At 69.1% G+C, this 1,946-nt stretch carries 2 protein-coding genes; both read left to right on the forward strand.

The annotated features are described in order from the left end of the window. On the forward strand, window positions 1-918 hold a 918-nt coding region (locus ACZ501_RS34995; RefSeq protein WP_361611632.1), incomplete at its 5' end, for an acyl-CoA carboxylase subunit beta. A gap of 22 nt (window positions 919-940) precedes the next feature. Further along, complete coding sequence (locus ACZ501_RS35000) at window positions 941-1,588, forward strand: 4'-phosphopantetheinyl transferase family protein (protein ID WP_361611630.1); 648 nt, start codon at window positions 941-943, stop codon at window positions 1,586-1,588. Window positions 1,589-1,946 lie beyond the last annotated feature (358 nt).

Raw genomic sequence — 1,946 nt, forward strand, 5'->3', positions numbered from 1 at the left:
GGCCTCGGCGGCGCGGACGTGCACGCCGAGACCTCCGGCGTCGCGCACTTCGCGTACGACGACGAGGAGACCTGCATCTCCGAGGTCCGGTACCTGCTGTCGCTGCTGCCGCAGAACAACCGTGAGAATCCGCCCGCGGTGACCTGCGGGGACCCGGCCGACCGCCGCTCGGACGTCCTGCTCGACCTGGTCCCGGCCGACGGCAGCCGGCCCTACGACATGGCTCGGGTCATCGAGGAACTCGTGGACGACGGGGAGGTCCTGGAGATCCACGAGCGCTGGGCGCGCAACATCATCTGCGCCCTCGCCCGCCTGGGCGGCCAGGTCGTCGGCATCGTCGCCAACCAGCCCCAGGCCCTCGCAGGCGTGCTGGACATCGAGGCCAGCGAGAAGGCCGCCCGGTTCGTCCAGATGTGCGATGCCTTCAACATCCCGCTCGTCACCCTGCTGGACGTCCCCGGATTCCTCCCCGGTGTCGACCAGGAACACGGCGGCATCATCCGCCACGGCGCCAAGCTGCTCTACGCGTACTGCAACGCGACCGTCCCGCGGATCTCGCTGGTCCTGCGCAAGGCCTACGGCGGCGCCTACATCGTCATGGACTCCCAGTCCATCGGCGCCGACCTGACCTACGCCTGGCCCACCAACGAGATCGCCGTCATGGGCGCCGAAGGCGCCGCCAACGTCGTCTTCCGCCGGCAGATCGCGGAGGCCGAGGACCCCGAGGACATGCGTGCGCGCATGGTCAAGGAGTACAAGGCCGAGCTCATGCACCCCTACTACGCGGCCGAGCGCGGCCTGATCGACGACGTCATCGACCCCGCCGAAACCCGCGGGGTCCTCGTCGCCGCCCTGGCCATGCTCCGCACCAAGCACGCCGACCTGCCGTCCCGCAAGCACGGCAACCCGCCGCAGTGATCCGTGTCAGTGCAGGTGCACCATGATCGAGAAGCTCGTGCCGGCCCCCGGGGTCGCCTCGGCCGAGGCCTTCGGCGATACGGCCCGCACACCCCTCCTGGGCGCCGAGTCGGAGATCGTGAGCAACGCCGTCGAGAAGCGGAGGCAGGAGTTTGCCACCGTGCGCCGGTGCGCCCGGGAGGCACTCGCGGACCTCGGCATCGCACCCGTTCCGATCCTCACCGGTGAGCGTGGGGCTCCCGTATGGCCCGAGGGGGTCATCGGGAGCATGACCCACTGCAAGGGATACCGGGCGGCGGCCGTGACCCGGTCATCCGACATCCTCACGGTCGGCATCGACGCCGAACCCCATCTCCCCCTCCCCAAGGGCATGCTCGACCTCATAGCGCTCCCGGCGGAGCGGCGCCGAACGGCCGAGCTGTCCCGCCTGGAGCCCGAGGTCCATTGGGACCGGCTGCTGTTCTGCATGAAGGAGTGCGTCTACAAGGCCTGGTTCCCCATTGCCCGCCGAGTGCTGGACTTCGGGCACGCCGAGATCACGATCGACTACGACGGGACGTTCTCCGCCCGCCTCCTGAAGACCGACCCTGCGTTCCCCGGCAACCTGTGGAGCGGGCGGTGGCTCATCGACCAGGACCTCATCGTCGCTGGAATCACGGTGCCCGCGTGAAACGACGAAAGCCAGATCAGGCGAGGTCTGACCTGGCTTCGGGCTCAGCGGCAACGACACCGCCACGCTGGTACTGGCCGCCACCGGTCGCAGGTTCACATCCTGTCGTCCCGACCATGCGGTAACGCAGGTCGGAGGCCGCTCTCTCATCCGTGAGAGAGCGGCCTTTCGCGTTTCGTCCGCCGTACGGGGAACTGCGGTTCCCCGTACGGCGCGAGGAACGCCACCCGCCACACCGCCGAGGCCGAGAGCTTCGGCTTCTTCTTACTTGGCGCCGAGGCCGGCGTCGGAGACCTCGGGCTTGCCGGCGGCCTTGAGGACCTTGTTCAGGAGCGTCAGGTCGTAGATGCCGGTCAGG

It is taken from the genome of Streptomyces sp. NPDC034085, assembly GCF_055575555.1.

Excerpts from the sequence above, each read along its gene's own strand:
- ACZ501_RS35000 (WP_361611630.1), top strand. The coding sequence starts at position 941 with ATGATCGAGAAGCTCGTGCCGGCCCCCGGGGTCGCCTCGGCCGAGGCC.